At 72.0% G+C, this 23,760-nt stretch carries 19 protein-coding genes; 11 read left to right on the top strand and 8 right to left on the bottom strand.

Annotated features, from left to right (window positions below):
* Positions 1-158 precede the first annotated feature (158 nt).
* A complete protein-coding gene (locus tag ACMA1D_RS05635) occupies positions 159-1,034 on the bottom strand; it encodes an alpha/beta fold hydrolase (RefSeq protein ID WP_414722744.1) in 876 nt (291 codons plus the stop codon).
* Between the two features lie 110 nt (positions 1,035-1,144).
* Here ACMA1D_RS05635 and ACMA1D_RS05640 point away from each other — a divergent pair, with 110 nt between their 5' ends.
* Both ACMA1D_RS05640 and ACMA1D_RS05645 read left to right on the top strand, forming a co-directional pair.
* Positions 1,145-1,690, top strand: a complete 546-nt coding sequence (locus ACMA1D_RS05640; protein WP_414722745.1) for a CGNR zinc finger domain-containing protein — start codon at positions 1,145-1,147, stop codon at positions 1,688-1,690.
* 301 nt (positions 1,691-1,991) lie between these two features.
* Positions 1,992-2,789 carry an alpha/beta fold hydrolase gene (locus tag ACMA1D_RS05645; protein WP_414722746.1) on the top strand — a complete coding sequence of 266 codons (798 nt, stop codon included), beginning with the start codon at positions 1,992-1,994 and terminating at the stop codon, positions 2,787-2,789.
* A 235-nt stretch (positions 2,790-3,024) separates the two neighbouring features.
* Here the strand turns inward: ACMA1D_RS05645 and ACMA1D_RS05650 are convergent, their stop codons facing one another.
* The gene (locus ACMA1D_RS05650) at positions 3,025-3,987 is read right to left on the bottom strand and encodes a zinc-binding dehydrogenase (RefSeq protein ID WP_414722747.1); all 963 of its coding nucleotides are present in this window, start codon (positions 3,985-3,987) and stop codon (positions 3,025-3,027) included.
* 200 nt (positions 3,988-4,187) lie between these two features.
* On the opposite strand from ACMA1D_RS05650, the gene ACMA1D_RS05655 reads away from it, so the two are divergent.
* Positions 4,188-4,838, top strand: coding sequence for a TetR/AcrR family transcriptional regulator (locus tag ACMA1D_RS05655; RefSeq protein ID WP_414722748.1), 651 nt, complete (start codon positions 4,188-4,190; stop codon positions 4,836-4,838).
* Positions 4,839-5,145: 307 nt separating this feature from the next.
* Here the strand turns inward: ACMA1D_RS05655 and ACMA1D_RS05660 are convergent, their stop codons facing one another.
* A complete protein-coding gene (locus ACMA1D_RS05660) occupies positions 5,146-5,736 on the bottom strand; it encodes a TetR/AcrR family transcriptional regulator (protein WP_414722749.1) in 591 nt (196 codons plus the stop codon).
* Between the two features lie 150 nt (positions 5,737-5,886).
* Between ACMA1D_RS05660 and ACMA1D_RS05665 the strand changes: the two genes are divergently transcribed.
* Both ACMA1D_RS05665 and ACMA1D_RS05670 read left to right on the top strand, forming a co-directional pair.
* On the top strand, positions 5,887-6,525 hold the full coding sequence (locus ACMA1D_RS05665) for an FMN-dependent NADH-azoreductase (RefSeq protein ID WP_414722750.1): 639 nt from the start codon (positions 5,887-5,889) through the stop codon (positions 6,523-6,525).
* A gap of 1 nt (position 6,526) precedes the next feature.
* Positions 6,527-6,847 carry a multidrug efflux SMR transporter gene (locus tag ACMA1D_RS05670; protein ID WP_349991371.1) on the top strand — a complete coding sequence of 107 codons (321 nt, stop codon included), beginning with the start codon at positions 6,527-6,529 and terminating at the stop codon, positions 6,845-6,847.
* 262 nt (positions 6,848-7,109) lie between these two features.
* Here the strand turns inward: ACMA1D_RS05670 and ACMA1D_RS05675 are convergent, their stop codons facing one another.
* Positions 7,110-7,430 carry a DMT family transporter gene (locus ACMA1D_RS05675; RefSeq protein WP_414722751.1) on the bottom strand — a complete coding sequence of 107 codons (321 nt, stop codon included), beginning with the start codon at positions 7,428-7,430 and terminating at the stop codon, positions 7,110-7,112.
* A 1,711-nt stretch (positions 7,431-9,141) separates the two neighbouring features.
* Between ACMA1D_RS05675 and ACMA1D_RS05680 the strand changes: the two genes are divergently transcribed.
* The 3 genes from ACMA1D_RS05680 to ACMA1D_RS05690 all read left to right on the top strand — a co-directional run bounded on the left by ACMA1D_RS05680 (position 9,142) and on the right by ACMA1D_RS05690 (position 15,881).
* Positions 9,142-13,455: an amino acid adenylation domain-containing protein gene (locus tag ACMA1D_RS05680; RefSeq protein WP_414722752.1), complete on the top strand. Its 4,314-nt coding sequence runs from the start codon at positions 9,142-9,144 to the stop codon at positions 13,453-13,455.
* 43 nt (positions 13,456-13,498) lie between these two features.
* Complete coding sequence (locus ACMA1D_RS05685) at positions 13,499-14,494, top strand: aldo/keto reductase family protein (RefSeq protein ID WP_414722753.1); 996 nt, start codon at positions 13,499-13,501, stop codon at positions 14,492-14,494.
* Between the two features lie 229 nt (positions 14,495-14,723).
* Entirely contained in the window at positions 14,724-15,881 is a 1,158-nt protein-coding gene (locus tag ACMA1D_RS05690; protein ID WP_414722754.1) for an aromatic ring-hydroxylating oxygenase subunit alpha, read from the top strand.
* Positions 15,882-16,271: 390 nt separating this feature from the next.
* Here the strand turns inward: ACMA1D_RS05690 and ACMA1D_RS05695 are convergent, their stop codons facing one another.
* The 3 genes from ACMA1D_RS05695 to ACMA1D_RS05705 all read right to left on the bottom strand — a co-directional run bounded on the left by ACMA1D_RS05695 (position 16,272) and on the right by ACMA1D_RS05705 (position 18,390).
* Positions 16,272-16,808 (bottom strand): hypothetical protein, encoded by a 537-nt coding sequence (locus ACMA1D_RS05695; protein ID WP_414722755.1) that lies wholly within the window; start codon positions 16,806-16,808, stop codon positions 16,272-16,274.
* A gap of 39 nt (positions 16,809-16,847) precedes the next feature.
* Positions 16,848-18,098 (bottom strand): hypothetical protein, encoded by a 1,251-nt coding sequence (locus tag ACMA1D_RS05700; protein WP_414722756.1) that lies wholly within the window; start codon positions 18,096-18,098, stop codon positions 16,848-16,850.
* A gap of 136 nt (positions 18,099-18,234) precedes the next feature.
* Positions 18,235-18,390 carry a hypothetical protein gene (locus ACMA1D_RS05705; RefSeq protein WP_414722757.1) on the bottom strand — a complete coding sequence of 52 codons (156 nt, stop codon included), beginning with the start codon at positions 18,388-18,390 and terminating at the stop codon, positions 18,235-18,237.
* A 354-nt stretch (positions 18,391-18,744) separates the two neighbouring features.
* Between ACMA1D_RS05705 and ACMA1D_RS05710 the strand changes: the two genes are divergently transcribed.
* From ACMA1D_RS05710 to ACMA1D_RS05720, 3 genes are all read left to right on the top strand, one after another.
* On the top strand, positions 18,745-19,095 hold the full coding sequence (locus ACMA1D_RS05710; RefSeq protein ID WP_414722758.1) for a YciI family protein: 351 nt from the start codon (positions 18,745-18,747) through the stop codon (positions 19,093-19,095).
* Positions 19,096-19,098: 3 nt separating this feature from the next.
* Positions 19,099-20,448 (top strand): RNA polymerase sigma factor, encoded by a 1,350-nt coding sequence (locus tag ACMA1D_RS05715; RefSeq protein ID WP_414722759.1) that lies wholly within the window; start codon positions 19,099-19,101, stop codon positions 20,446-20,448.
* Between the two features lie 383 nt (positions 20,449-20,831).
* Positions 20,832-22,271 carry a polysaccharide lyase 6 family protein gene (locus ACMA1D_RS05720; protein ID WP_414722760.1) on the top strand — a complete coding sequence of 480 codons (1,440 nt, stop codon included), beginning with the start codon at positions 20,832-20,834 and terminating at the stop codon, positions 22,269-22,271.
* Positions 22,272-22,484: 213 nt separating this feature from the next.
* Here the strand turns inward: ACMA1D_RS05720 and ACMA1D_RS05725 are convergent, their stop codons facing one another.
* Positions 22,485-23,468 (bottom strand): terpene synthase family protein, encoded by a 984-nt coding sequence (locus ACMA1D_RS05725; protein WP_414722761.1) that lies wholly within the window; start codon positions 23,466-23,468, stop codon positions 22,485-22,487.
* Positions 23,469-23,760: the final 292 nt, after the last annotated feature.

The following is a 23,760-nucleotide window of genomic DNA, read 5'->3' on the forward strand; positions in this document are numbered from 1 at the left end:
GGGTGCTGGGCGTCGGGCGTCGGGTGGGGCGGGGGTGTGCCGGTGGCTGGGGTGGCTGGCACGTGGTTGTCGCGTCGGCCGGCCGTGCCCCGGTGTCGCCCGTTGGTGTCACCCGGTCGGCGACTGGCTGGCCGACCGGCATCGGATGGGTGGGTGGGTCAGGCCGCCGCGGGCAGTTCTGCGAGGAACGAACGCATCGCGCCGGCGACCGTGTCCAGATGGCTTTCGAGGAGGAAGTGCCCGCCGCCCGGGACCAGTTGGACCCGCGCGTGGGGCAAGTCCCGCGCGAACGCCCGGGCGCCTTCGGGGCCGAAGATCTCGTCCTCCGCGCCCCAGACGGCGAGCAGCGGTACCTGGCTGGTGCGGAAGTACGCGTGGAGCTTCGGGTAGAGGGGCGGGTTGGTGGCGTAGTCGCGGATGAGGGCGAGTTGGATCTCGGCGCCGCCGGGTCGGGAGATCTCGCGGTGGTCGGTGGCCCAGGTGTCCGGGTCGACCAGCTCGGGTTCGGCGACGCCGTGCAGGTACTGCCACCGGATGGCTTCCTCGGTCAGGCCGGCCCGCATGTCGGCCTCCGCCGACGGGGTGGGGGACTGCGCGTAGGCCCAGATCGGGGCCCAGAAGTCGGGGACGAACCCGTCGTCGTAGCCGTTGCCGTTCTGGCTGACGATCGCGGTGATCGCCTGCGGCTGGCGCAGGGCGAGGCGCCACCCGATGGGGGCGCCGTAGTCCTGCACGTACAGCGCGTACCGGGTGAGGCCCAACTCGGCTAGGAGCGCCGCGGTCACGTCGGTGAGCGCGTCGAAGGTGTAGTCGAAGGCGTCCGCGGGCGGCGTGTCGGACTGCCCGAACCCGAGGTGGTCGGGGGCGATCACATGGAACCGGTCCGCCAGGGCGGGGATGAGCTGCCGGAACATGCGTGAGCTGGTCGGGAACCCGTGCAGCAGGACGACGGTGGGAGCGTCGGCGGGCCCCGCCTCCCGGTAGAACACGCGGTGCCCGAGCACGGAGGCGTGGCGGTGGCGCACCTCGGCCATGAGTAACCCCTTTGAATGCTTTATCTGGTTAGGTCGACTGCTCCAGGTTGATCCGCAGCCTGTAACCTGTCAAGTGCTTCAATCTGGTTATCGATGGTGGGAGGGGCGCGATGCTCGGCGAAGAGGCGCTGCTCGAAGCGCTCAACAGCACGCCCGTACTGGACGGGGTGCCGCACGATCTGTGGCAGGACGACGCCACACTGCGGCAGTGGGCGGTGCACCACGGCTCCACGGGCGGGCCGGCGGAACGGGAGTGGCTGCGGCGGGCCCGGGCGGCGCTCCAGGCGGTGGCGCGCGGCGAACGGGGACCGCAGGCGCTGGCCGACTGTGTCGCCGACGTCCGTCAGGTGCCCCTGCTGCGCGCGGAGGGCCTGGAGTGGGTGCTTGAGGTGGCGGACGAGCGGCGCCTCGCCGTCGAACTCGTCCTGGCGTGGGCCCGCCTCGCGGAGACGTCGCCCGGCAGGCTGCGGCCGTGCGCCAACGGCGACTGCCGCCTGTTCCTGGTGGACCACAGCCGCGCCAACTCCGCGCGGTGGTGCTCGATGCGGACCTGCGGCAACCGTCTCAAGGCCCGCCGCCACCACGAGCGACAGCGCCGGGCCGACGCGGCAACGACCCCTGATGCCCCCGGCGCGACCTCGCCCGAAGCTCCCTGAGCGGCCCTGCCGGGCCCGCGTAACCCTGAGCGGCCTGGGCAGCCCGAAGTGACCCGCGTAACCCTGAGCAGTCTGGGCAACCCCGGGCAGTCCGCGTAGCCCCGAGTGGTCCGAGCGGGCAACCCTGTGCAGTCCCGGTCGACCAACCCCGAGCGGCGCGAGCAACCTTGAGCGACCCGAGCGGACTTGTGCCGCCCGGGCCGGGATTTTCCTGCCGTGCCGCCCGGTTGCCACCCGTGGCGAGCAACGTGGCTTTCGCCCGCCCCCGAGGGGCGCAGGACCAGTGGAACAGGGAGTCGTCGTGACGTTAGCGGACAGGGTCAGCACGCACCACGAGGTACGGCGAGCGGAACACACCACCATTCGGTACACGGCCAGCGGACCGGTCGGCGGACCCACCCTGCTGCTCATCCACGGGTGGGCGTGTTCCCGCAGCGACTTCGACGGGGTGACCCGTCACCTGCCGGCGGGGCAGCGGGTCCTGGCGGTCGACCTCGCCGAGCACGGTGCGTCGCGGTCGGTGCGGGAGGTGTGGACGATGGAGGAGTTCGCCCACGACGTGGCCGCGGTGCTCGCGGCCGAGTCGGTGTCCACGGCGGTGGTGGCCGGGCACTCGTTGGGCGGGGCGGTCGCCGTGGAGGTGGCCCGGCTGCTGCCGGAGGTGGTCACCCGGGTCGTCGCGCTGGACGCGCTCACCTTCCTGCCGCTGTTCCCGGCGATGGACGAAGAGCGGGCCGAGGCGACGATGCGCGGCTACCACACGGACTTCGCCACCGCGGTGCGGCGAGCCGTCGAGGACGGCTCGCCCGCGGGGACCGACCCCGAGCGCGTCACCGCCTACTACGAGAAGATGGTCGCGGTGCGCCAGCCCGCCGGCACCCGTGCGTTGGAGGGCCTGGTGCGCTGGGACATGGATGCGGCACTGCGGGCCACGCGGCAACCGATCACCGTGTTCGCGGTACGCGCCCTGCTGGCGCAGGAGGCCGTCGACCGCTACCGGGACCGCCTCACCATCGTCCCCGTCGACTTGGGGAGCCACCACTTCCCGGTGGAAGCCCCCGAAGCCACGGCGGAACTGCTGGTCAGCGTGGTGGGCTGACCGGCATCGACCGGGGGCCGCGGAGCCGTGCCGATTCCGCGGCCCCGCCGTACGACCCGTACGACGCCAGGTCCACCCACCGGGCGGCGTCTGGTGCGCCGGGTGGGCCCTGGCCACCTCGGCGTACGGACCGGGCGCCCCGGGCCGGCGCTCACGCCGACCGGCCTCGAAGCCCACGGGCCCCGAGGCGCCCAAGCCCAGCACGGTCGGTGAGTCGCGGCGCCCGGCGCAACCGTCACGGTGTCAGGACCAACCGGCCGAAGACCCGTCCCGCCGCCATCTCCTCGTGCGCCAACACCGCCTGATCCAGGGGGAGTACGGCATGGACGACGGTGCGCAGGTCCCCGCGGGCGGCGGCGTGAAAGTGGGCCGTGCGGACGGCCCGTACGTCGGGAACCGGGACCGTGTCGGTGCTGAAGGTGGCGAAGGTGAGCGACTTGCGGAAGCCCTCAAGGAGGTGGGTGCCGAAGTCGGCCGGGGGGTGCCCGCCGACCACGCCGACTGCCAGATAGCGGCCGTTGGGCCGCAACCTGTCGATGAAGAGTGGGAGCCCGGGGCCGCCGACGACGTCGATGACCACGTCGAAGGAGGTGGGTGCGGCCGGGTCGCCCGCGCCGGAGCGGTCCAGTACGTGGGTCGCGCCCAGCTCGCGCAACCGGGCGCCGCGCTCCGGTGCGGAGGTGGTCACCGCCACGGCACCGGCACCGCCGCCGGCCGCGAGTTGGACCGCCGCGATGCCGATGCTGCCGGCCGCGCCGCGTATCAGCACCGACTCGCCCGGTGTCAGCCCGGCGCGCGCCAGGGCGAAGTGGGCAACCGCCCCCGAACCGCCCAGGGTTACTGCATCGGCGCAGGTCAGACCGGCTGGTAGCGGGAGGGTGTCGGCCAGGGTGGCGACGGCCCGTTCGGCGTACCCACCCGACAGGCCGGTGAAGGCCCACACCCGTCGCCCGAGCCAGGCCGGGTCCACCCCCGCCCCCAGTGCGGTGACCCGGCCGGCGACCTCGCTGCCGAGCACCTGTCCCTCCCGGAAGGCGCCGCGCCCGAGCATCCCCCTGCGCAGTACGGCGTCCACGCCGCCCACGCCGATCGCCTCCGGGGCGATCTGCACCTGCCCGGGCGCGGGGGCGGGCGCGGGCAACTCGACGACCTCCAACCCCTCGGGTCCACCGAACCTACTGATCACGACAGCTTTCATCTTCTGACTCCCGGGGTGGGTGAGGGGTGGTGCACGGCGGGGTGGGGCGGTGCACGGCAACGGTGGCCGCGGTGAGGGTGGCGGTGGTGTCGGGCCCTGCGGCCCGAGGCGGGGCACACGGCACGGGGCCGGTGCGCCGAGCCGCCATCGCCTTCGGACCGTAACGGGCACCCGCGCCCGGATGGCTAAAGTGAGAAGGCATGAACCACCCTTTGCCTCACTCCCTGCGCTCCGACGCGCGGGACAACCGGATGCGCATCCTGCGAGCCGCTCGCGCGGTCTTCGGTGAGGAAGGGTTGGGCGCCCCCGTCCGCGCAGTGGCCCGGCGGGCGAGCGTCGGGCCCGCCACGCTCTACCGGCACTTTCCGACCAAGGGCGAGCTGACCGCGGCTGCCTTCGCCGAGCAGCGGCGGGAGTGCCGGGCCATCGTCCACGAGGCCGGTGCGGACCCGGACCCCTGGCGCGGCTTCCGCCGGCTGGTCGAGCAGACGTGTGAACTGCACGCCCACAGCAGCGGGTTCGCCGACGCCTTCATCGCCTCCCGCCCCGATGCCGCGGACTTCACGGCCGACCGGGAACACGCCCTGCGCGCGGTCGCCGCACTGGCCCGCCGCGCCCAGCGCGCCGGCCGGTTGCGCTCCGGCTTCGTCGTCGACGACCTGGTCCTGATGCTGATGGCCCACCGGGGTGTCCAGGAGGTGCCGCATCCGGACCGGCTGCCCGCCTCCCGCCGCTTCGCCGCCTACGTGATCGAGGCGTTCCGGGCCGCGCCCGCGCCGGGGGCGCCCGAGCCGCTGCCGGCCGCGCCACGGCTGGGACCCGTACGATCGCCGTACGGTACGGGGCCGTAGGCGCGTACGCCGCGGTGCCGACCCCATCAGTACGCGACCCCGCCAGTACGCGCCCCCCACCTGGATGTGACCCCGAGCAGGGCGTGACCGCGAGCCTCCGCAACCGAGCCGGGCGCTCCACTTCGTGCCGGCCGTGGGGTCGGTTGGGCAACTCCCCGTGCAGACAAGCCGAACGGCGCCGAATCTCCCCTCGGCGCCGTTCGACTTCGTCACACACCCACGCTGGTCCCGCCCTGCGAACCCCCGGCCGACCCCGTCAGCTCGACCGATCGGACGGGTGCGGGCCCGCGGCGGTGCGGGGACCGGCTCACCCGGGAGGCCGCAGCCCGGCGAACGCCGCTTCCAGGACGGCGTCCACGAAGGTGGCGTCGTACTGGCCGGGAATGAGCAGGAAGCGGTAGTACAGCGGGCCGTAGAGCAACGCGATGACCACTTCGAGATCGACGTCCGACCGCAGTTGGCCCGCCTCCTGCGCCTTGCGGAGCCGGTCGCGGGTGCCGACCGTCAGCGGTTCGATCCAGCGTTCGTGCAGGGCCCGCGCGATCGCCGGGTCGTGCTGTGCCTCACCGACGAGCGCGGCGTACAGCGTGCCGAACTTCTCCTCGCCGAGCAGTGACCGCGCGGCGTTCATCTGGGTCCGCAGGTCGGCCACGACGTCGCCGGTGTCGGGGTAGCTCAGGTTGGTTTGCAGCTTGGAGAGCAGGGCGTCGAGGAAGACGTGCCCCTTGGACGGCCAGCGTCGGTACACGGTGTGTTTGCCGACGCCGGCGCGGGCGGTGATCGCCTCGATGCTGAGTTTGGCGTAGCCGACCTCCTGGGCGAGGTCGAGCGTGGCCTGGAGAACGGCTTGGGTGCGGTCGGGGCGACCGCTCGGTGGTGGTTGAGGAGCTGTAGTCACCCAACCACGCTAACGGTTGGGCACGGCACGTGCCGTCTTGACGTGGCCGACCGGATGGTGCACGATCACGTCGTCCGAACGGCACGGCACGTGCCGTTACGTTTTTGGGGCGCACCACAGCACTGCGAACGGAGTCAGATTGTGAATGCGATGCTGCACCTGGATACCAGCGCCCGCCGTCGCTCGATGAGCCGCGAGGTGGGCGACGCCTTCGCCGCCTCCTGGCGCGCGGCCCACCCGGGCGGCAGCTACGTCCACCGGGACCTGGCGGCCGACCCGGTGCCCTTCATCGACGAGGCGTGGACCGAACTGTGCGACTACGTGATCGAGCAGGGCATCACGGAGATCGACCGGCTGCACGAGGCGGCGCGCACCCCGGCCCAGCGCGCGGCCTGGGCGGTGGTGGAGCCGCTGATCGGCCAACTCGTCGCGGCGGACACCATCCTGATCGCCACGCCGATGTACAACTTCTCGATCCCGGCTCCGCTCAAGGCGTGGCTGGACCAGGTGACCTTCCCCCGGATGTCGCTCGCGCCCCGGCGCTTCGTGGTGGCCACCGCGCGCGGTGGCGCCTACTCGCCGGGCGCCCCGAAGGAGAAGTTCGACTACCAGGAGCGCTACCTGCGCGACTTCTTCGCCGGGCACTTCGCAGTGGAGGACACCGTCTTCATCAACGCGGAGTTGGCCAACACGCGGCTCGACCCGAACATGGCCCACCTGCGGGACAAGCACGAGGAGTCGTACGCCCGGGCGCTGGAGACGGCCCGGATGCTGGGCGCGGAGTACTGAGATGGCCTGGTACCTGCTCGGCCTGGCGAGCCTGGTGGAGATCGCCTGGTCGCAGTCGATCAAGCCGACGCATAACTTCACCAGGCCGCTGCCCACCCTGCTGTGCTTCGTGCTGATGTCGGTGGCGGTCTACTTCCTGTCGCGCGCCATGCAGACGCTGCCGGTGGGGACCGCGTACGCCGTCTTCACCGGGGTGGGTGCGCTCGGCGCCATCGCCCTGGGCATCGTGGTCCACAAGGACCCGTTCACCGCGGGTCGGGCCATCGCGCTCGCCCTCATCCTCGGCGGCGTCGTCCTCGCCAGGGTGACCAACCCGGAGTAGGGAGCGGTCGCGGCCGGGGGGAGTGGCCGCGACCGAAGACCCTGCCCGACGGACTGACAGCCCGCGGCGCCCCCCGGCGCCCGGCCCGCTGTCAGTCCGTTTCGTGTGAGGTGGGTGTGTGCGGGTGTGGACGTGTGAGTGGTGTGCGGGGTGGGTGGGAGTGCCCGCGGTGCGCGCAGGCTGTGCCGGGTGCGTCGGTCGCCGCCACCACCGCCGGCAGTCGTACGCCGTTTCGCGCCTGTCGGCGGCCGGACCGGTGTGTTCAGTGGTCCCCGGTGAGGTTGAGGAGGACGACTCCGCCGATGATCAGGGCGATCCCGAAGACCTTGGCCATGGTCGCCCGTTCCTCCATGAACATCATGCCGATGAGTGCGATCGCGGCGGTGCCGAGCCCGGACCAGATCGCGTACGCGATGCCCAGCTCCATCTTCTTGAGCGCCTGCGCCAACAGGGTGAACGAAGCGATGTAGCAGACCGCCACGACCAAGCTCGGCAACAGCTTGGTCAACCCCTCGCTCAACTTCAGGAACGAGGTGGCGGTGACCTCAGCGGTGATGGCACTGATCAGCAGCACCCAGACCATGGCCGCCCCAATCTGTCGTTCGGTCAGGAGAATCGGTCAGAAGAGTCGCCAATTGCTCGTCATGTGCTCGTACCGGCCACTGCCGCGGCGGGTCGACCGCCTCGATCGGCCCGGCGGCGAACCGTGGCGACGATGCCAGTCGCGGAGGTCAGCAGGTAGTGCGCGTCGACCGGTGGCGCGTGCCGTCCCCCAGGGTGGTGACCCGCGGGCCGCGGCGCGGGGTGAGTCTAGGGTCCCGGCGGGGTCCGGCGGTGAGCGTGTCGCCTGCGTACGAGTCGGGTGGCGTGGGTGCCTCGAAGGGGGAGCGCCGGTCGGGGTAGGGGTGCGCAGACGGCGCGCCGACCGCGGCTGCCCACCCAACGGCCGTGCTCGTACGGCTGGTTCGGCGCGGGGCGGCGGGACATCGAGCATCCGATCACCCGGTGCGGCCCCGTGTCCAGGGTGCCGTCCAGATGCAGTCAACTGGGGCCGCGACCACCCAACCGGTCGCCACGCGCTCCCCCTCCGGATGGCCCGACCGGCGGCGCCGGTTGATGGTCACGTCAGGTTCGGCGGAGGGTGGCCGGGCCCGCGCGGCAAGGCGTGTGCGGGCCGAGAACTTCCGATGGCCATCCCGGCACCTGTCGATGACATCGCTTCGCCGACCGGAGCGATCAATGCAGAAATAGCCAGGTAATCGTCATCATTGGGGCAGTCGAGGCTTATGTGCGCCTGAAGGGAATGTGCACCTTGACGACTGTTCGTAGAATACCCCCTGGTCAGGAAGGGAATTGCGGGATCGCGCCAACGGTGGCTCACATGATCTGCCCGGCGGGCCGCGGTGGGGTTTTCGGACAGCGCGATGACCTTGGTTCGGGCCGGTCGAAAGAGCGCGCGATGGCGGAGACTTTCCGATGCTGAAAGGGATTCCGGAAGAGCTGCCGGAAGGTTCCGCGTGCGCTGGGGAGATTCGATGTCCCCGGCCTCGGCGAGCCCCGGTAGGCCGCTGCGAAAGGCGTCGACTCTTGCTCTCGTGCGGCGTACGGGGAACAGCGGCCCGGGCGTCGACCGGACGTGCGCCGACGGCGGGAGAGTCGCCCTGGCGATGCGGACCGCCCGGCCGATGCGCGGGGACGGAGCGATGTGACCGGCGTCCCCAAGGTCGCGGCGCACGGCTGGCTCGGGCCAGGAAACTACTGGTCGCCGGCGTGTATGTGGAAGGCGGTGAGCGTGGTGGGCGAGTCCCGCGCCAGGCGTTTCGCCCGAACGCCCGGAGCCCGCGCGGAGTCCGGCCGGTGCTCCGGTGGGCGAGCCGGCAGGTGGCCGACGCGCCTGGGGGAGCGGTGCCGCCGATCCGGTGCGGCCTGGCGGGACGGGCAGGGCACGCCGGCGCGCCGATCGTGTACGAGCGACCCGTCCCCCGCCCGTGCCGCCGACCGTGAAACAGAAAAGCGCCGCCTCCACTTGTCGATCTTCACGGAAACAGAAATTCCCGCCGAAGGGCCGGTCTATTTCGCTGCTAAATGCAGGGTCAGCACCCTGTCCGAAAAGCGCGGTCGGGTCGCGGGAATGAGTACTTGATGGACTGTGCCGGTGGCCTGTTGCAGTGCGATCGATGCTGGGTACGCTCGCTGCCAGGTGATCCGCCGGGGAAAGATGTTGAGCCCGCAACGGGTCGAGGCTGCGCTGTTGCTGAAATCGCTCCTGGGTATCACGGACGGAGGCCCCTGTTGTGAGCGTTTCGCGGACGACGTTACCGGTGCTGTTCGAGGCGTGTGCTGAAACGAGTCCTGGCGCGGTGGCGCTGCTCGTGGGAGACGACACGTACACCTACGCCGAGCTCAACTCCTCAGCCAGTCGACTGGCCCGCGCCCTGGTGGCACGCGGCATCGGACCCGAGGACTTCGTGGCGATCGCGCTGCCGCGTACCGAAGAGATGGTCGTGGCGCTCCTCGCGGTGCTCAAGGCGGGCGCCGCGTACTTCGCGATCGACCCCCACCACCCGGCCGAGCGGGTCGCGTTCATGGTCGCCGAGGTGCGCCCCGCGCTGGCGCTTGTGGCCGCGGGTGCGGTCCCGGCCGGGCTCGCCGACGCCGCCGTACCGACCGCGACCCTCGAAGAACTCGCCCGGGGCGCCGCCGACACCGAGGGGCCCGCCGGCGACCTGCGCGACGCGGAGCGCAGCACACCGCTCCACGCCGACCACCCGATCTACGTCATCTACACCTCGGGCTCCACCGGCAGGCCCAAGGGCGTCGTCGTCACCCACGGCAACCTCGTCAACCTCCTCACCGACCTCGGAGAACGTCTCGACCTCAAGCCCACGGACCGGATGCTGGCCACCTCGGTGCTCGGCTTCGACATGTCCGGCGTGGAACTCTTCCTGCCGCTGATCCGGGGCGCCGGCATCGTGCTCGCGCCGGCCGGGGCCAACCGGGAACCGGCGACCGTGGCGGCACTCCTGCGCCACGGCGTGACCCTCGCCCAGGGCACCCCGACCTGGTGGGGCATGCTCGTCGAACAGATCCCGGACAGCCTGCGCGGGCTGCGCATGCTGGTCGGCGGCGAGGCGCTGCCGCCCGCGGTCGCCAGCGCGATGCTCGCCCTCGGCCGCGAGGTGGTGAACCTGTACGGGCCGACCGAGACCACCGTCTGGTCGACCATCGCACCGCTGCGCGAGGTCAGTGGACCGCCACCGATCGGGCGCCCGCTCGCGGGCACCGCGGTCCACGTGCTCGACGCCGACGGCGCCGCCGTACCACAGGGCGAGGTCGGCGAGCTGTACATCGCCGGCGCCGGCGTCGCGCGCGGCTATCTCAACCGGCCCGCGCTGACCGAGGAGCGCTTCGTCACCAACCCGTTCGACCCGCGCGGCGGCCGGATGTACCGCACCGGCGACCTGGTGCGCGTGACGGCCGCCGGCGACCTGGAGTTCGTCGGCCGGGCCGACCGCCAGGTCAAGCTCCGCGGCCACCGCATCGAACTCGGTGAGGTGGAGAGCGCGGTCACCGACCATCCGCTGGTCGGCCAGGCCGCCGTCATGGTCCGCGAGGACCGGCCGGGCGACCACCAACTGGTGGCGTACGTGGTGCCGGCCGGCCAGGTGGAGTCCGAGGCGGCGGCCCGCGAGAAGGTCGAGGAGTGGCAGCAGGTGTACGACTCGGTCTACACCGGCGCCGAGACCGAGACCGAGACCGCGCCGCCCCCGCTGGGCCAGGACTTCGGGGTGTGGAAGAGCAGCTACGACGGGCGCCTGCTGCCGATGGAGCAGCTCACCGAGATCCAGGACGACACCGCGGAACGGATCAGGGAGCTGCGCGCCCGCCGCGTCCTGGACATCGGGGTGGGCGCCGGGCTCACCCTCGCCCGGGTGGCGCCGAGCTGCGAGGCGTACTGGGGCACGGACTTCTCCGCCCCCGTCATCGACAGCCTGCGCGCCCAGGTGGCCCGCGACACTGCCCTGGCCGACAAGGTCGAGCTGCGCTGTCAGCCGGCGGACAACCTGGACGGGCTGCCCAAGGACTTCTTCGACCTGGTCGTCATCAACTCCGTCATCCAGCACTTCCCGACCGTCGACTACCTGGTCCGCGTACTGACCAACGCCCTGGACCTCATCCGGCCCGGCGGCGTCGTCTTCGTCGGGGACGTCCGCCACCTCGGCCTGCTCCGGAGTCTGAAGACCGCCATCCAACTGCACCGCTTCGACGCCCGGGCGGACGCGGACGAGGTACGGCGCAGCGTCGACCACGCGCTGGCGCTGGAGAAGGACCTCATGCTCCACCCCGAGTTCTTCCTCGCCCTCGTCGACCGGCTCGAACCGGCCGCCGCCGCGGACATCCGCCTCAAGCCCGGCCGGCACCACAACGAGTTCACCCGCTACCGGTACGACGTCGTCCTGCACAAGCGGTCCGGCCAGCACCAGACCCTGGGCGAGCTGCCGGAACTGCGCTGGGGCGAAGACGTCGACACCCTCGACCAGCTCGCCCCCCGACTCGCGGAAGCCACCGGGACGCCCCTGCGCGTCACCGGAATACCCAACGCGCGCATCATCAACGAGACGACCGCGGCCGAGCACCTGGTGGCGGGCGCGGACCTGCCGACGGTACTGGCCGCACTGCACGCAGGCGCGCGCGGCGTCGACCCCGAAGAGCTGCGGCAACACGCCGAACGGCTCGGCCACCGGGCGCTGCTCACCTACTCCGGGTCGGCCGACGGCAGCTTCGACTGCGTCCTGGTCCCAGCCGACGGACCACGGCTGCCGGTCCTCGCCGACCTCTACCGGCCGGCCAGTGCGGCGACCGCCCCGCTCACCGCGTACGCCAACGCCCCGATGGCGGTCAGCGCGGCCGGCCTGCCCACCGCGTCGCTCCGCAGCCACCTGGCCAAGACGCTGCCCGACTACATGGTCCCGGCCGCCTTCGTCCAGTTGGACGCGCTGCCGTTGACCACCAACGGCAAGCTCGACCGGGCGGCGCTGCCGGCGCCCCGGCTTGCCACCGACGGGGCGGGGCGCGCTCCGGGCAACGCGACCGAGGAACTGCTGCGCGAACTGTTCAGCCATGTGCTCGGCGTGCCGCAGGTGGGCGTCGACGACGACTTCTTCGAGCTGTACGGCAACAGCATCCTCGCGGTTCGGCTGGCCAGCGAGGTCCGTCAGCGCACCGGCATCGACCTGCCGGTCCACGAGATCTTCAACCGGCCGACCGTGGCCGCCCTCGCCGACCTGCTCACCCGACCGGACTCCGGTACGGAACCCACCGCGCGGGTGGACCTCGTCGCGGAGGCGTTCTTGGACCCGGACATCACGACCGCGAGCAGTCAGCCGCTGGACGCGGACCGGGTCCGCGCCCCGCGCCACGTCCTGCTCACCGGGGCGACCGGCTTCCTCGGCTCGTTCGTCCTGCGGGAACTCCTCGACCGCACCGACGCCCGCATCCACTGCCTGGTGCGCGCGGGCGACGACGCCGAGGCCACCGCCCGGGTGCACGCGAGCCTGCGCGGCTACGGTCTCGCCGCGGACCTCGCCCCCGACCGCATCGTGGCCATCGCCGCGGACCTCGGCAAACCGCTGTGCGGGCTGACCCAACCGCAGTTCGACACACTGGCCGAACAGGTCGACCTGGTATTGCACAACGGCGCCCGGGTCAACCTGGTCGACGCGTACGACCGGCTGCGGGCGACCAACGTCGGCGGGACCCGGGAACTGCTGCGGCTCGCGGCGCACCGGCGGGTCAAGCCGCTGCACTACGTCTCCGCGACCAGCGTGCTGATCGGGACGGGCGACAACCCGGAGCCGCTGGCGGAACACCGCAGGGTCGACCCCGAGGAGATGCCCGGCGAGGGCTACGTGTGCACCAAGTGGGTGGGGGAGGAGATGCTGCGCATCGCGCGCGTGCGCGGCGTTCCCTCGGCGGTGTACCGGCCCGCGCAGATCGGCGGGCACACCGCGACCGGCGCGGTCGGCGGCGACGACGGCCTGTGGCACTACATCAGGGCCTGTGTGGAGGTCGGCGCGGTGCCGGACGCCGGCGCCGACTGGACGGAGGTCAACCTGGTGCCGGTCGACTACGTCGCCCGCGCCTACGTCCACCTCGCGCTGCGCCCGGAGTCCATCGGCGGCGAGTTCAACCTGACCAGCACGGGCACCGTCCGGATCGACGCCATCGCCGACCGCCTCCGGGCGGCCGGCCACCGCATCGACCCCGTGCCGTACGCGGAGTGGGTGCGCCGGCTGCACCAGCACGCCGAGTCCGCCGCCGAGTCCGCCACCGAGCCCGCAGCAGATGCCGCGGCGCCCGCCCTCGCCCCCGGCGGCGGGGCCACGGGCCGGGTCAGCTCGGTACAGGCGACGCTGGTCCTGGTCAGCGCGGCCGTCGAATCGCTCCAACTCGACGACTACCGCTACGACCAGCGCCACACCGCGCGCGCCCTGGCCACATCGGGCATCGACTGCCCCGACATCGACGGCCCGCTGCTCGACCGGTACGTGAAGTACCTCGTCGACTCCGGCTTCCTGCCCGCGCCCCACGCCGAGCGGGCGTCCTGACCGAAGTTCGCCCGGCGTGGGGCGACGCGTTCGAGGAGAAGTGATGGAACACCGGCACGTCGGAACCAGCGGCCTGATGGTCAGCGAGATCGCGTACGGCAACTGGCTCACCCACGGCCACCAGATCGACGAACCCACCGCGACCTCCTGCGTCCGGACGGCGCTCGACCTGGGCATCACCACCTTCGACACCGCCGACATGTACGCCGATACCCGTGCCGAAGAGGTGCTGGGCCGGGCGCTGGCCGGGGAGCGGCGGGCCGGACTTGAGATCTGCACCAAGGTGTACTGGCCGACCGGCCCCGGGCCCAACGACCGCGGTCTGTCCCGCAAACACATCCTGGACTCCATCGACGGATCACTGCGTCGGTTGCGCACCGACTACGTGGACATCTACTGGGCGCACCAGTACGACGTTCAGACGCCCATCGAGGAGACGATGGAGGCGTTCTACGACGTGGTGCGGTCCGGCAAGGCCCGCTACATCGGGGTTTCCGAATGGCCCGCCGACGACATCCGCGTCGCACACCGGCTGGCCAGGGAGCTGCGCATCCCCCTCATCGCCAACCAGCCGCAGTACTCCATGCTGTGGCGGGTCATCGAATCCGAGGTGGTCCCGGCCTGTGCCGAACTCGGCATCGGGCAGATCATCTGGTCGCCGATCGCCCAGGGAGTGCTGACCGGCAAGTACCTGCCCGGGGGCGAGCCGCCGGTGGGGTCGCGCGCCGCGGACGATGAGGGGCGCGACTGGGTGCGCCCCTTCCTGCGCGACGAGGTGCTGAGCCGGGTGCAGCGGCTGCGGCCGGTGGCCGATGCGGCCGGGCTGACGATGGCGCAGCTCGCGGTGGCCTGGACGTTGCAGAACCCGCAGGTCGCCGCCGCGATCGTCGGGGCCTCCCACCCCAAACAACTCATCGAGAACAGCGCGGTCTCCGGAGTCGTCCTGGACGGCGAGTTGTCGGCGCAGATCGACGCCGTGCTCCAGCCGGTCATCGAACGCGACCCGGCCCGCACCGCCCGCCAGGACCCCCGCCCGTGACCCCGCCGCTGCCACGGCTCCAGCCGGTGTCGGCGGTGGCGCCGTTGCCGAGGGTGGGGCCGCTGCCGCACGGTGGTTGTGGCGGGGGTCCGGCGCGCGCCGCCAGCGGGCGCGGGGCCGGCGGCACGGCCCGGAGGTGGCCCGGCCCCAAAGGAAGCAGCACAGCCAGCGGGAACCCCGCACCGCACCATCGAGATTTCGCTCGCCCGACTGCCGGAGGGGACGCCTGATGACCATGACCACACCGGCCGATTGGCCGCACGCGCCACTGCCGCTCGACGAACTGGAGAACGTGACGGGCCCGTTCGGGGAGTCGGCCATGCTCCCCGCGGCGGCCTACACCGCCCCCGAGGTGTTCGCCTGGGAACAGCGGCACCTGTTCGCCGGCACCTGGAGCTGTCTCGGCAGGGTGGACGACATCTTCACCGATGGCACCACCCAGCACGCCCGCCAGGTGGGCACCGTTCCCGTATTGCTGACCAGGGACGGCGACCGCATCGCCGCCTTCGCCAACACCTGTCGGCACCGCGGCCACGAGCTGCTGGCCGGCGGCACCTCGTCGGCCAAGCGCGTGGTGCACTGCCCCTACCACGCCTGGACGTTCACCATGGACGGCGCGCTGCGCACCGCGCCCAGGTTCCCCGAACTGCCCACCGACCACGGGCTGATCGAGCTGCCGGCCGAGGTCTGGCACGGTTGGATCTTCGTCAACGCCAGCGCCGACGCCGCACCCTTCGCCGAGTACCTGGGTTCGCTCGCGGGCTACGTCGCGCCGTACGCACCCGAGCGGCTGAAGCTCGCCGCGAGCCGTGCGTACGAGGTGGCCGCGAACTGGAAGGTCATCGTCGAGAACTACCAGGAGTGCTACCACTGCCCGCACATCCACCCCGAGCTCAGCTACGTCGCCCCGCCCAACAGCGCCGAGTACTTCGCCGACGAACCCGGCGCCTGGGTCGGCGGCACCATGGACCTGGAGGAGGGCGCCCAGACCATGTCGATGGACGGGCGGGCCGGGGCACCGATCTTGCCCGGCGTCGACCTGCGGAAGGTCTTCTACGCCGCGCTCGCCCCCAACCTGCTCATCTCGCTCCACCCCGACTACGTGCTGATCCATCAGCTCACCCCCACCTCTCCCGGGCACTCCAGGGTCGAGTGCTTCTGGTACACCCTGGACGGGGCGATCGAGGACAGCCCCGTGGACTTCTGGCACCGCATCAACGAGCAGGACTGGTCGGCCTGCGAGTCCGTCCAGCGCGGGCTCACCTCGCCGCACTACCGGCCCGGCCCCTTCGCCCCGATCGAGGACTCGGTGCACCGCTGGGTGGCCCTCATCGGTCGCGCCTACGGCGGCATGCAGCCGTGGAAACGTCCGCCGACCGAGGCGTGATCGCCAGTCCCGCAGTCCCTCAGTCCCGCAGTCCCGATCAGGGCTGGTCACCCCTATCTCACCCCTGACCAGCCCTGATCGGCGGCGGGCATGGCCGGAGGCGGTACGGGGCGACAGGGGCTGATACGGACCGGCACGGCCTGCTCCGGGGTCAGCCCGTCCCGGGGTCAGCCCGCCCCGGGGTCAGCGCGGGCCGGCACAGCTCGGCGCGATTCGTGCTGTGCCCAGCACCACCCCATGGGGCGTCCCCGCCGCCCGGATGCGGGGCCCGGGCAGCCGCGCCCCCTATGCATGGCGGCGGTAGCGGTTTCGGTTTCGGATTCAGCGGGGAGCGGGCGAGGGCGAGTCGCCCGGCCGCGCCCCTCCCCGCCCGGCCGGATTTTCCGCCCGTCAGGCCGGTTCCGGCGACGCGAGCGCGGCTATCTCCTCCAGCGACATGTCGAGTTGGTGGTGGAGGAAGCGCACGATCGTCCAGTGGGGGACGGCCTCCTCGTCGAAGGGGCCGAACTCCCGGCAGTAGAGCGGAATCCAGCGCAGCGCCTCTTCCACGGCCTGCTCCCGGCCGGGCTCGCGCTGATAGGTGTCGTAGCCGACGCTGCGGTGGTGGATGAAGAACCGTCCGGGCAACCGGTCCTCGCACAGCGCGCGGTACTCGCGGGTCTGGAGGATGAGGTAGTGCCAGATCTCGTCGATGTCCTGCTCGACGGGGAGGAACAATCCGCTGAGCCGATCGCGGTGGCGTGACACCAGGTAGAGGTAGCGCAGGCACTCGGTGACCTGACGCTCCACCAGGCGCTGTGGCTGCCTGCCCGCTTCGGTGAAGTGCGCCACCACTTCGGCGTGCAGCTCCTGGCCGAGTAACTGCCTCAGGCCGTCGGCGGTCGGCGCGGTGGTCCGCGCGGTGGGTAAGGGGTGCTGGGTGGTCATGGTTCTCCCCCTGCGGAGGGTCGGTGGGCCGGGGCCGGGTCAGTCCTTGGCCAGCCAGGCGTACTTGCCGGAGGTGCCGATGGGCAGGTGGTTGCCGTGCGCTATCTGGCAGCGGCGGCCGATCAGTTCGCCCACGGCGGTGGCCAGGGCGTCGGCCTGCGGTGCGTCGAGGGCCAGGCCGTCGAAGGTCGTGAACCGCAGCTTGGCCGACCGGTCGTCCAACACCTGGAGCTGGTGCAGGAAGACGCCCGGGGCGCTGGCGCTGATGCACTGGTCGAGGTCGCCCTGGGCGATGGGCTCTGCGGAGCCGGCCGACGCACCAGGCGTGAGCAACTCCTTCTCCCGGCCGCAGAATCGGGTGATGCGGCTCGGGTCAGGTGAACCGTCCGCGGTGCGGACGCAGTCTCCGGAGCGGTAGCGGATCAGCGGCATGTACGGGTTGCGCACGCTCGACACGATGAGGCCGAAGAGCTGGCTGCCCGGGGCGACCGGATGCAACTCGACGCTCATCTGGTCGAGGTAGGGGTGGTACCGGCCCTGTCGGTCGCTGTAGTAGAGGTAGCCGAGCTCGGTGCTGCCGAACAGGTCGATGATCGGGCAGGTGAAGTGCTCGTGCAGGAAGCGGCGGACGTTCCCCGGGGTGTACTCATAGGCGTGCACGATGCTGGCGGGGTGCGGGAACTCCTCCCACAACCCCCACTGCCGGGTCTTGAGCACCAGGTGCGCCAGGTGGTAGCTGGAGCAGTCCAGGTGATAGTGGCCCTCCGGGTGGGTCCGGCGGGTCTCCTCGATCTCGTCGAGCATGCGGATGACGTCCGCGCGCTGCCACCGTGCCGGATCGAGGGTGAGGTTGACGTACACCGTGCGGCTGTCCAGCCGCCGGTCGGCCAGGCCGGGCAGCGGGTCAGGCTGCCCCCCGCGCTTGCGCGCGTTCACCCGCGCGACGTGCTCGGTGGCCAACACCGTGGTGAGCGAGACGCGCTGGCAGCCCTGCTCCCAGGTGACGGCGATGTCGGGGTGCTCGCTCCACAGTCGGTAGTAGGAGTGGAGCAGGAAGTACGGGGGCCGGATGATCTGCATGCGGGCGTGGTTGGTGCCGGTGGACAGCACGTACTCCGCATCGCCGGACCGCAGAGCGGCGGCGAGCCTGGGCGTCATCCAGTTGTCCGGGAAGCCGCGTGCGATCTCGGGTTTGTCGAGCACGGGGAAGTGTCCCTGCTCGATCGATGTGCGGTAGATCGGAATGTCCTTGACCTGGGCGACGACCTCGGCCGTCGGCTGACCCTGCATGAGATGAGCACCCTTGTGTGCGCTAGGCGGAGGCGACCCCGGAGCGGGCCCGGGCGATTGGCGGTGCGGGGGAGACGGGTCGGGGTGGTGTGCGGCACACACCCCGACCCGCTCCGCCAGTTCAGTCAGCGGCCGTTCAGGATATGCAGCCGGACTTCGCGGTCGCGCTGATGCAGCCGGACTTGGGGGCCGCGCTGATGCACCCGTCCTTCGCGGCGGCGCCCGCCGAATTGGCGGCCACCCAACGCTGCCAGACGTCGTCTCGTGCCATCTTCTTGATCAACTTTTCCATCGTGGACCTCCGAGAAAGGTGACCTACGGGGTGGATGATCACGCAAGGTCTTGCGTCGTCCGACGGTAAAGCGATTACCAAGCGAGTGTCAAGGGTAAGCAAAAAGCGAAGGCGGGGTCGGGACGGCGAAGCGGGGTGAAGCGAGTGTCTTCTTACGGGACGGCGGCCGTGGGCGTGGTCCGCCCGGTGCTCAAATGCCGCGAGGGACAAGCTCCCCGGCCGCCAGGCACGGTATGCGGACGAGCAGGCCCAAGATTTTTCCGGGGCGGTGTCGATCGGGCGGCCCCCCGATCGTCGTCTAGACGTACGGCGACCCGCCGGGCACCACGACAGTTCAACCGCACGGGAGTGACCATGAAGTACATGCTGCTGATCAACGCCGGCTCGATCGACCAAGGCGGTGGGGCCGCCGAATGCACCGTCGAGGAGTGGATGGCGTACGACAAGGAGGTGCGCGACGCCGGGATCTTCGTCTCGGGGGAGTCGCTGGCTGACTTGGTCACCGCCACCACGGTGCACGTTGACGAGGCGGGCAAGCGGACCGTCACGGACGGCCCGTTCGCGGAGGCGCGTGAGGTGCTCGGCGGTTTCTACGTCATCGACGTGCCCGACCTGGACGTCGCACTGGACTGGGCCGCCCGCTGTCCCGGCGCCCGGGGCAGCGGCTCGATGGTCGTGCGCCCGATCGCCGACTTCGGGGCCTGAGCCATGGGAGACGAGCAGCGGGCCGTGCCCGGCACACCGACCGGCGCCCCCGGGCCCTCCCCTGCGCGCGCATCCGTCGAAGCGGTGTTCCGGGAGGAGCGCGGCCGGCTGCTCGCCTCCCTCGTCCGCCGGTTCGGCGACCTCGACCTGGCCGAGGAGGTCACCTCCGAGGCCGTCGAAGCGGCGCTGGTGCGCTGGCCCGTCGACGGCGTCCCGGACCGGCCCGGGGCCTGGCTGCTCACCACGGCCCGACGCCGGGCCGTCGACCGGCTGCGCCGCGACCAGGCGTACGCGGCCCGGCTGGCCGTGATGCAGGTGGAGGCCGACCGCTCCGATCCGGCCCCGGCGGCCGACGCCGAAGGGGAGCTGCCCGACGAGCGGTTGCAGATGTTCTTCACCTGCGCCCACCCCGCGCTCGCGGCCGACGACCGCATCGCGTTGACCCTCCGCTGCCTGGCCGGACTGTCCACGCCCGAAGTGGCACGGGCCTTCCTCGTCCCACCGGCGACGATGGCCCAGCGCATCGTGCGGGCCAAGAAGAAGATCCGCGAGGCCCGCATCCCGTTCCGGGTGCCCGGCGCGGACGAGCTGCCCGAGCGTCTGCCCGGGGTGCTCCAAGTGGTGTACTCGGTCTTCACCGAGGGGTACGCGGCCAGTTCGGGCGTGCACCTCCAGCGGTGGGACCTGGCGACCGAAGCCCTGCGGCTGGCCCGCATCCTGCACCGACTGCTGCCGGCCGAGCGCGAGGTCACCGGGCTGCTCGCGCTGATGCTGCTGGTCCATGCGCGGCGCGCGGCGCGTACGGGCCCGGGAGGCGAGATCGTCCTCCTCGAAGACCAGGACCGTGCCCGCTGGGACCGCCCGATGATCGAGGAGGGCAGCGCGCTGGTGGTGACGGCCCTGACCGGCGGGCCACCGGGGGCGTACGGCGTGCAGGCCGCCATCGCCGCCCTGCACGCCGAGGCCCCCGACCTGACCAGCACGGACTGGCCGCAGGTGGTGGCGCTCTACGAGGTCCTACTCGCGCTCACGCCCTCTCCCGTGGTCGCGTTCAACCGGGCGGTGGCGGTGGCGATGCGCGACGGCCCGCAGGCGGGCCTGACCCTCCTGGACGACCTGGTGGGGGAGCGGCAGCTTCGCGACTACCACCCCTACTCGACCGCGCGCGGCGACCTGTTGCAGCGCCTCGGCCGGCTGCCCGAGGCCGCCGCTGCCTACCGGAAGGCCCTGACCCTGGCCGGTACCGAACCCGAGCGCGCCCATCTGCGCCGCAGACTGGCGGAGGTCACGGAGGTCACGGAGGTCACGGAGATCATGGGGGTCACCGAGCCCGGATCTGAGCCGCGCCCGTGAACCTACGACGGGGGAGCGGGACACGGCGGACACCGGCCGCCGGCGGTTGGCCCCCGCCGCTCCGGCCGTACCACCAACGCCCTGGTCACACGCAAGGCGGCGGCGCGTTAGCGGCGCGCCAGCCGAACGTGAGAGGCGGGGGCGAAACTCGGCAGACCGTATTGACCACGGCACGTCGGGAGTCCTCCCCGACCCCTGCCGTCCCGCCCGACCGCGCCCGGCTCGCCCGCTGCCCGGCCGGGGGCCCGGCGGCCCCGCCCCCGTGGGCCGCCGAGCACCCCGGCGCGCACCGTGCGACCGGCCGGACGCACGGGCCGGCCGGGGCGCGGGCGAGGGCCGCACGCGGCGCCGCGCGTGGTATCGCGTTCTTCACCGGAGGCATCATGCAACGACGTACGTTTCTCAGCGGCACCGTGCTCGGCGCGGCGTTCGCCGCGCTGCCGGCCAGCGCGCTGACCGCCACGACCGCAGCCGCTGCCGCTCCGAAGGCGCCCGTCACCTCGGTCGACGCGTTGCAGAAGGCGATCGACCGAGCCGTGCCCGGCGACCGGATCGTGGTGGCCGACGGCACGTACACCATCTCCGGCAAGAGCGCCATCAAGGTGACGGGCAAGAACGGCACCACCAGCGCACCGATCACCATCGTGGCGGCCTCGCGCGGCGGCGTCGTGCTGCGCGGCGAGCGCAGCTTCGTCTTCAGTAAGTCGACCAACATCGTGATCAGCGGATTCGCGTTCCGGCAGAGCACCACGCTGGAGATTCCGGCGGACTGCTCGCGCATCCGGCTGACCCGCAACGACTTCCAGTTCGCGGACATCACCAAGCTGAGCTGGGTGCTGGTGCGGGGCGACGACGTCAAGATCGACCGGAACCGCTTCCACCACAAGACCACCGCCGGCCTCTTCATCGTGGTGGACGGCCCGGGCGCCGACGCCATGGCGCAGCGGCTCCAGGTCGTCAAGAACCACTTCTCCGACCACAGCTTCACCGGCGACAACGGCGGCGAGCCGATCCGGATCGGCTTCAGCGGCCGAGCGCTCTCGGCGGCCCACGCGACCGTGGAGCACAACCTGTTCGAGCGGTGCAACGGCGACCCCGAGACCATCTCGGTGAAGTCATCGAACAACATCATCCGGTACAACACGATCCGCGACAGCCGCGGCGGCATCGTGCTCCGGCACGGCAACGGTTCCACGGTGGAGGGCAACTACCTGCTCGGCGGCCGTGAGGGGCTGCGCGTGTACGGCAACGACCACGTGCTGGTCAACAACTACGTCAGCGGACTCTCCGGGCACGGCCTGGTGATCGGCAGCGGCAGCACCCGGGACCACCACGCGGGCGAGACCGAGAAGCAGCGCCGCGGCAACGACGCCTGCGACCGCGCGGTGATCGCCCACAACACCCTGGTGGACAACAAGAAGGGCGCGCTGGCCGGCGAGTCGCGGACCTACGAGCCGCGCAACGTGGTCGTCGCCGACAACCTGCTGGTCGGCAAGGCGGGCCAACTGGTCGCCATGGACAAGACCACCGGTTTCACCTGGCGCAGCAACATCCTGTGGGGCGCGGCCTCCAACGGCAACATCCCCGCCGGTGGCTTCACCCGGGTCGACCCGCGGCTCCGTCGCGAGTCCGACGGCGTGTACCGGCTGTCGGCCGGTAGCCCGGCGATCGGCGCCGCGACGCTGAAGAGCCCCGTCGTCACCGAGGACATCGACGGCCACCAGCGCGGCAGTCGCCGTGACATCGGCGCCGACGAGTACGCGACGACGGCCCCGCTGCGCCGCCCGCTGACCACGGCGGACGTCGGCCCCGACGCCGCCTGACGCCATGCGCCCGCCGGTGCGACGGGGCCGTGTACCCGTCGCACCGGCAGCCGCCGTAACCCCGGCGGGCGCCGCCGCCCCTGTCTGCCCGTACGCAACGCTCGTGGCACTGGCACACGCCGTCGCCTCGGCTCGTACGGCTCGTACGCAGCAACCCGTCGCGCCGGCGTGTGCCGTGGCACCGGCGGACGCCCCTGCCTTGCCCTCGGCGTCTCACCCGACGGGCTGGTCTGCATCGATGTGCAAGGTCGTCCCGCCGGGCAACGCGTGCTCGTGCGCGTACCGCGGCACGCTCCGCGTCCAGCGCAGGAGTCCGGTCACCAGATGGCGCATCGCCCCGAGCCACCAGGCGTCCGCGGGCGCCACGCGGGTCCGCAGCCGCGACTCCACCAGCACGTACCGTGCCACCTGGGCGGCGTGCAGCCGGGCCAGTTCGCGGCAGGCAGCCAACTCGGGCACGTCCCGCTCGTCCGCCAGTGAGAAGACCCCGTTGAGCCAGTCGTTGCCCCGGTCCTTGCTGATGCTGTGCAGGTCGTTGTCGATGGTGGCCAGGGTGCGGGCGAGCTGCTGCAACTCCTGTACGTACGGGTCGGCCAGGAAGTCGGGGGACAGCTCGCGGTCCATCGCGTACTCGACGAGGTCGGCCAGCACGTCCACCCCGATGGTCTGGGTGCGCACCGCGAGGTACCCGGCCAGCGGCGGCTGGCCGCCGCCCGACCTGGCCAGCAGCGCCTCGTCCCCCACCCCGTACATCCACGCCTCGAAGTGCTTGCCGAAGCGGTCGCGCCAGCGCGGGCTCATGGTGCGGCTGAACTCCTGACCGAGGTCCCACCAGGCGCGCAGTTGGTCGTCCCGGCAGCGTTCGACGGCCAGCGTGCCGGCGAGTGCCTGGCCCGCGGCGGTCTCCCGGCCGTCGATGCCCGCGCCCTCGGCCGCGTCGTCGTACAGGAACCAGCAGCCCAGGAAGTGGACGACGGTGGGGAGGCGGGCGGGGAGCGCGGCGGGCATGGAGTAGACGATCGCCCGCGCGGCGCTGGTGCTGCGGACCGTGGCCAGGGTGCCGGGTGCGCGCGCCAGCCCGTGCCCCGTGAGCCAGGACACCAGGTGGTCCTGGAGGGTGGTGCACTGCTCCGGTGTGGGCAGGGCGGTGGCCGGCGGCCACCAGTCCGTGGGATAGGAAAGCTCGATGCGCTGCATCGTGGCCCCTCGTGACGCTCGACGGTGGGATGTCCGACGGCGGCTGGGCGTGCTACCCGGCGCGGGCGCCGCGCCGACCGGTCGGGCCTGGGGGAGCCGCCCCGTACGGCCGGCTCCTTCCCTGCCCAGTACAACGTCGCGCACCGGTGCGGAGAAGCGCCCGGGACCGCGCAGGAGGGCACCGCGGGGGCGTGCGCGGCGCGGGTCGCCCACGGGGTGGCCGCCGGCACGCGCCAGCGCCACCGGGCGCGGGGGAGCGGCCGGTGGCGCCGTGCCGAGCTGGGCGTGGGGG

The sequence above is a fragment of the Streptomyces sp. 796.1 genome (assembly GCF_047525675.1).
In the GTDB taxonomy this organism is placed as follows: Bacteria; Actinomycetota; Actinomycetes; order Streptomycetales; family Streptomycetaceae; genus Streptomyces.